The sequence below is a fragment of the Endozoicomonas sp. SESOKO3 genome (genome assembly GCF_024606255.1).
The window spans coordinates 1-7,183 of sequence record NZ_JAHHPR010000105.1 but is presented as its reverse complement, the minus strand read 5'-3'; the positions used below and the strand labels follow the sequence as shown (position 1 = coordinate 7,183).

The 7,183-nt window shown below is 49.5% G+C and carries 5 protein-coding genes; 1 reads left to right on the top strand and 4 read right to left on the bottom strand.

Annotated elements, in window-relative coordinates; genetic code table 11:
- Nucleotides 1-49 precede the first annotated feature (49 nt).
- On the bottom strand, nt 50-2,203 hold the full coding sequence (gene spoT / locus KDK18_RS01905) for a bifunctional GTP diphosphokinase/guanosine-3',5'-bis pyrophosphate 3'-pyrophosphohydrolase (protein ID WP_373690721.1): 2,154 nt from the start codon (nt 2,201-2,203) through the stop codon (nt 50-52).
- Nucleotides 2,204-2,242: 39 nt separating this feature from the next.
- The gene (gene rpoZ / locus KDK18_RS01900; protein WP_257252790.1) at nt 2,243-2,494 is read right to left on the bottom strand and encodes a DNA-directed RNA polymerase subunit omega; all 252 of its coding nucleotides are present in this window, start codon (nt 2,492-2,494) and stop codon (nt 2,243-2,245) included.
- 437 nt (nt 2,495-2,931) lie between these two features.
- Between rpoZ and KDK18_RS01895 the strand changes: the two genes are divergently transcribed.
- Nucleotides 2,932-4,728: an aminopeptidase P family protein gene (locus KDK18_RS01895; protein WP_257252788.1), complete on the top strand. Its 1,797-nt coding sequence runs from the start codon at nt 2,932-2,934 to the stop codon at nt 4,726-4,728.
- Between the two features lie 114 nt (nt 4,729-4,842).
- Here the strand turns inward: KDK18_RS01895 and KDK18_RS01890 are convergent, their stop codons facing one another.
- On the bottom strand, nt 4,843-6,216 hold the full coding sequence (locus KDK18_RS01890) for a hypothetical protein (RefSeq protein ID WP_257252787.1): 1,374 nt from the start codon (nt 6,214-6,216) through the stop codon (nt 4,843-4,845).
- 183 nt (nt 6,217-6,399) lie between these two features.
- Nucleotides 6,400-7,017 carry a guanylate kinase gene (gene gmk / locus KDK18_RS01885; protein ID WP_257252786.1) on the bottom strand — a complete coding sequence of 206 codons (618 nt, stop codon included), beginning with the start codon at nt 7,015-7,017 and terminating at the stop codon, nt 6,400-6,402.
- Between the last annotated feature and the right edge of the window lie 166 nt (nt 7,018-7,183).

The window sequence follows — 7,183 nt, the reverse complement described above, 5'->3', positions numbered from 1 at the left end:
GACCAATTTATTGCAACCGCAGTAGGACAGCCTTAAGTCCGACAGGCTGCTAGGCTTCTCTGCGACGGTTGATAGAGTTAACGCCCTTGATCACACGAAGCCGTTTGATGATTCGGGCCAGATGGAGACGATCCTTAACCTTAATCACCAGCTGAACCATACAGAAGCTGGCATCACGCTCTTCCATGCTGATTTTCTCTATGTTGCCTTCCACTGCAGTGACACTGGTCGCCAAAGAAGCAATCATGCCTCGATGATGTTCCAGCTCTACCAGCAACTCGACTGTGAATTCGCCAGAAACATCTTTATCCCAATCCACCTCCAGCACTTTTTCAGGGCTGTGGCGAATATCAGAGATGTTTTTACAGCTTTCCGTATGAATCACAATGCCACGGCCTGAGCTGACATGTCCGACAACCGGGTCGCCCGGAATCGGATAGCAGCACTTGGCAAAGCTGATTACCATACCCTCCGTACCCCTGATCGACAGCGGCTTCTCGGAGTCAGAAGTATCAATCTGGGTTTTCTCTGTTTCCACACTGCCTGGTTCCATCAGCATACGTGCAACGACGTAAGCCATGCGGTTGCCCAAACCAATGTCTTCCAAAAGGTCATCCAGAGTATCGAACTTCAGCGATTCAATCTGACCTTTGAGGACCTGGTCGTCCATATCATCAAGATGACTCTCGAAACTGACCAGAGCCTTGTTCAGCAGTCGGCGACCAAGAGCAATGGATTCATTGCGCCGCTGATTCTTGAGGAAATGACGTATATTGGACCGGGCTTTTCCGGTCACAACAAAATTTAACCAGCCGACATTAGGTCTGGCACCGGGGGCTGTGACAACTTCTACCGTCTGCCCACTCTGTAATGGCTGACTCAGGGAAGCCAGACGGCGATCAATACGACAGGCTACACAGGTGTTACCCACATCAGTATGAACGGTGTAGGCAAAATCAACGGAAGTAGCGCCCTTGGGCAATTCAAGAATATGGCCTTTGGGCGTAAAGACGTAGACTTCGTCCGGGAACAGGTCGATCTTGACGTTCTCAATGAACTCCAGTGAATCACCGGCATTTTTTTGCAGTTCAAGTACACCTTTGAGCCACTGACGTGTACGGGCATGGCTGCCGGACAGTGCTTCATCTCCCGATTTATAGAGCCAGTGGGCAGCTATGCCATTATTGGCCATATCTTCCATTTCCTGAGTTCGGATCTGGATCTCGACGGGAACACCGTGCATACCAAAGAGGCTGGTGTGAAGCGACTGATAGCCGTTAGCCTTGGGAATAGCAATGTAGTCTTTGAAACGCCCCGGAATCGGCTTGTATAGATTATGGACCATGCCTAATGCACGGTAACAGGAGTCAGCACTGCCAACAATGATACGAAATGCAAACATGTCCATGATTTCGGCAAAGGACTTGCTCTGGTTACGCATCTTTCGATAGATACTGTAAAGATGCTTCTCCCGTCCTACGACTCTGCCCATCAGGCCAACTTCCTCAAGACGGACAGCAATAGCCCTCTGAACCTGGCCCACCAGATCCTTGCGATTACCACGGGCTTCTTTCACTGCCTGACGTATCATTCGGGATCTCATGGGATACATGGCCTGAAAGCCGAGGTCTTCCAGTTCAATCCGCAGATTGTGCATGCCCAGACGATTGGCAATCGGCACATAAATGTCAAGAGTTTCTCTGGCAATCCGACGACGCTTGTCGGGTCTGAGCACACCCAGAGTGCGCATATTGTGGAGTCGATCGGACAGTTTGACCAGGATGACCCGGATGTCCCGCGCCATGGCCAGGGCCATTTTCTGGAAGTTTTCGGCTTGGGCCAGAGTCTTGTTTTCAAACTGCATGTGCGTTAGTTTGCTGACTCCGTCAACCAGATCGGCAACCACTTCACCGAACTGTTCGTGAATGGCAGTTTTTTCGATTCCGGTGTCTTCGATAACATCATGTAGCATGGCGGCCATCAGACTATGATGATCCATGTGCATGTCCGCAAGAATTGCAGCCACCTCGAGCGGGTGGGTAATATAAGGCTCACCACTACGCCGGGTCTGGCCGTCGTGCGCCTGTTCAGCGTAATAGTAAGCCCTGCGAACAAGATTTACCTGTTCGGGATTCAGGTAGGACTTCAAGCGGTCGGCAAACTCTTCAATAGTTAGCAAAGCCCGCTCCTCCTGTGCAGCCATCCAGCCATCCAGAGCACCTCCCGGGGAGGTCTGGTGGTATTAGCCCTCAACACCAGCCAGGAACATGGCCGCTTCGTCTTCGTCCACCATTTTTTCTTCAACAGACAGAGGGGTTACCAGACCTTCTGCAATTTCGCGCAAAGCCATAACGGTGGGCTTGTCGTTTTCCCATTCCAGTTTGGAGTCCTTGCCACCAATCGCCAGCTGACGTGCACGCTTGGAAGCGACCATTACCAATTCAAAGCGATTATCGACATTGTCCAGACAGTCTTCTACGGTTACTCGAGCCACTGCTCACCTCTCAAATTTAATCACTATGGAAATGCTCTTTCCTATTCGCCCGACCGGGAATAGCGTTCTGCTTGTTTTCGGTCAGACTCCCGGGAAAGAGCACTTTTGCTTTTTGGCTTAAACAGCCTGTTTGCGGACCTTACAGTTTACTTTACGACCAGAGTCCAAACAAGCCCGGGACCGGTCAGTAACTATGCACTGGAAGGGCCATTGATTATTTTATCGACCACTCATTTGATTGTGTCAGGTCAACAGGCCTTTCTGAAGCTCATTTTTTATAGCGGTATGAGCGTTCTTTATTTTGGAAAGCCATAAGACTCTGACAAAGACTGAAGCATTAAAGGCTTTCTACCCTTTCTGATTGTCTTCAAAGATAGTTATAGTAGCGCCATTAACTGATACTATTTCTTCGCAGCAGGCATTTCAGAATACAACTTATGACAACCACCATTAATCAGCTGACGACCCCAGAGAAGCTGGCAGCACTGCAATCAGCAATGAAAAGCCAGAACATTCACGCTTGGATTATCCCAAGCTCTGATCCACACCAGAGCGAATACGTAGCCGATCGATGGAATGGCCGTGCCTGGCTGTCTGGGTTTGATGGCTCAGCAGGCACCCTTGTCGTACTTCAAGAGCGGGCTGCATTGTGGACCGACGGCCGCTACTTTCTTCAGGCTGAAGAACAACTGGCGGGCAGCGGCATCGAACTGATGAAGCAAGGGCAGCCTGATGTGCCACCTATCAACAGATGGATAACAGATACCCTTGATGAAGGGCAGGTTATTGGCTTTGATGGCACAGTTGTGAGCCTTCGGTTCGTCAGAAATCTCAAAAAGTTATTTGATAGCAAAAGCCTGCTCCTGAAAACCGATCTTGATCTGCTGAATGATATCTGGAAAGACCGTCCAGCCATGCCTGCTGAGCCTGTTGCCCTCCACAGTGATGGGATGGCAGGAAAAAGCCGCGAGGAAAAACTGGCTGAAGTGCGGGAAGCAATGACAGAAGCAGGGGCTGACCATATCCTGATGGCAGCTCTGGACGACATAGCCTGGTTGTTCAACCTGCGTGGCTCTGACGTTGAATGCAACCCGGTTTTTATGGCTTATGCCCATATCACCAAAGACTCAGCACGGCTCTTTATTGACGACAGTCGTCTGGAAAAAGAAGCTCTGGAAGCACTGAAAGCCTCTTCTGTGGAGTTGTGCGCGTACTCAGCAGTTGCAGATAGCCTGTCATTACTAAACGACACTACACTTTTGATTGATCCCGCTACCACCTGTCAATGGCTGTTCGACGTTATTGCAGAGAGCGTCTGTGTTGTTGAGGCCACCAGCCCGGCCAAAAACCTCAAAGCGGTTAAAAACCCTGTCGAAATCAAACGCATGAATGACTGCCATCGTCGTGATGGTGTCGCCATAGTGCGTTTTATGCGCTGGCTCGAAGGTCAGATTTCCACAGGAACCCTGACTGAAGTCAGCCTGGATGAAAACCTTCAGGCATTCCGGGCAATGGCTCCTGAATTTAAAGGTCCAAGCTTTTCAACCATTGCAGGATATGGGCCTAATGGTGCAGTTATTCATTATCGAGCTGAAGAAGAAACCTGTCTGACAATTCAGCCAAAAGGGCTTCTGCTGGTCGATTCAGGTGGCCAATACCCGGATGGCACTACAGACATTACCCGCACCTTTGCCTGCGGTGACATGACCGAAGAAGAAAGGAAAGACTACACTCTGGTGCTCAAGTGTCATATTAATCTTGCAAGGGCCCGTTTCCTGCGTGGTACCCGTGGTATCCAGCTGGACACACTGGCAAGACAACCGGCATGGGCTGAAGGTCAGAATTACAATCATGGTACCGGTCATGGTGTGGGTTATTTCCTGAATGTGCACGAAGGCCCGCAGAGTGTCAGCCAGTACTTTCTGGATGTTGCTCTGAAACCCGGCATGCTGATTACCAACGAGCCGGGTATGTATCGTAATGGCAAGCATGGTATCCGGATCGAAAATATCATGCTGGTTGAAGAAGATATAAAAACCGAATTCGGCGATTTCTATAAACTGAAAGACTTGACTCTCGCACCGATTGATACCCGTCCACTGTTGCTCGATAGGCTCAATAGTGAGGAAGTTGAGTGGCTGAATAAATACCACGACAGAGTGAGACGTGAATTGTCACCACTATTGGAAGGAGAAGATCTGGAGTGGCTGATCAAGGCAACAGAAGCCATCTGATCAAAAGACAAATATTGTATACACATTCAGCGGCAGACAAATGGCTGCCGTTTTAATGCATCTTCAGGAATAATATTTGAGAGGCCATGACCAAAAAACTCAAACAGCTTCAGCTCACGTAACCTGTTCCAGAACAATCTTCCTCAGTCCCCTTAAAAAGCCCTGCGCCACCCCGACAATACAACTGAAGGTACTTATCTCTACTCCGGGACTCCCCATCATTTTTTTCTTAAAATGGTGACTTGCGTTACCTACAACAATGGCAGTATCAACTGAGAAATCACTGCCTTTGCCGGGTACCAGAAGATCCTGATCAATCTCATTGTCACCGGCCGCAATGATGGTAGAACCACTCACACCCATGACTCTGGCCAGCCTGCTCACCCACTCTCCTTTTGTCAGAGGCAATGAGAGGGTCACTTGATGCTCATCAGGATTGAACCTGACATCGGCAAGTGCACCAAAAAGATTAAATGCCACCTGCCTCAACTGCTCTCTGGTTTTTTCCTGATTCAGATCCATCTGAGGATCCACTGTGAAGGCATAGATTGGACCTGGCTCGGGATTGTGAACATCGGTAATGGCTACATCCTGTATGGCGAAGAGATATACCAGTTGATTATCCAGCCCAGCGGTGCAACTCAGGTATCGTTCGAAACGGAAACCATCTGGCCTGATAAACAGGTCTTCGGGAAACAAGCTGAAACCGGGCATCAGGGCGCCATAAAATCGGGTGCCCGGGCGAGCCATCACATTAACGGGACTCTGAAAAGCTCTGAAACCACTCCCGATTGATACCAGGTAGTCAGGCTCAGGGAGTTGGTTGTCGGCAAAATAATGCCACTCATCGTGGCCAATAATGGCACCTGTCACGACAATCAGTCTTAATTTGCCCCGTTGTCGCCACTTATCCACAAAAACTGCAAACCTCTGCCTGAATCGTTTTGTCAGTTCTCTGATGTGGCGCCCGGTTGGCAACAAAGTTTCATCAAGGTCCGTGAGTAGAACGACTTCTCCGACCAGTTGAGCCATTTCTTTTTCAAGCTCAGCCAGCAAGCTGTCAAATTCCTGTAGCTGTTCTTCAAAATCCGGGCGATCAGCCGGTGGCAAGTCATCTCCAGAGTAACTTGATGCAATGGCACCTCCGCATGTCTGAAGCCGTTGTCGTGAACCCTGCTGGCAGGATGACTGATTCTCACTGCTACCCCTTGGATCCGGTGTAACGGTATATCTTTTAAATGCAAACGTGATCAACGGCAACGGGCTTATTCCTGCACCCCAGTCAAAGCCATCTCCAAGGTAAGGCTCAATAGCGCCACCCACGACACTGACCTCCCGTGGTGCAGCAAATGAGTCCGCTTTGTCTGCAATGGATGAGACGGAATCATTAAGATGCAGCCCATCGTCTTCATCTGCACGGGCGGTGCTCACTGTCAGAAAGCAAGGCAGTAAGAGAGAAAGGAGGAAGCAGTGAAAAACGTATTTCATTTTCACTCCTTTTGGAAAAAGGACGTGAGTTACAGTTGACGCTCAGTCTCAGAAAGGGTCTCGCCATGACCCGGAATTCACGCTTTTTGTTGCCGGAACTGATCAGACTGTTTTTGGCCACAACGACAACATCGGCAAGGACAGAGAGATCCTTGCCGCCTGAACTGTTTTCGAATAGGACAATCAGTTCAACAAACCTTCAATCAGGCCGGACTTGTAGTGCTGCATCCAGCCAATAGACAAGCGACGACTTCTGATGATCGTTTGCAGGTCGCGCAGAGCCAGATCAAACTCATCGTTGATAACCAGATAATCAAACTCTGCATAATGAGACATCTCATTCACAGCCTGATTCATACGCCGCTCAATCACGTCGAAATCATCGGTACCACGCCCCATCAAACGCTCACGAAGCGCTTCTTTGGAAGGAGGCAGAATAAAGATACTGACTGCTTCAGGCATCAGCTTACGTACCTGCTGGGCACCCTGCCAGTCAATTTCAAGAATAACATCTTCACCGGTATCCAGCTGTTCCCGAACCCAGGCTTCAGAGGTGCCGTAGTAATTTCCGAATACTTCTGCATGTTCCAGAAACTGGCCCTGGCTCATCAGCTCCAGAAAGACGTCTTTGCTGGTGAAGTGATAGTTCATACCGTCTGTTTCACCGGGACGAATCGGACGGGTTGTATGGGAAACCGATACCTTCACATGAGGGGTCGACTGAACCATAGCCTTGACCAGGCTGGTTTTGCCAGCTCCCGAGGGGGCTGCGATGATATAGAGTTTACCTTTATTTGCCATGATCTCTCCAGGCGACAGCCATGAGGCTGCCGGGGATTTAAGTGAAAAAATTCTGGTGCACACTAAGTCTTTTGAACGTAGCGGAGAATGATTAGAATGCAGTGTAACAGAAGCTAGCAGCCTGTCGGACTTAAGGCTGTCCTACTGCGGTTGCAATAAATTGGTC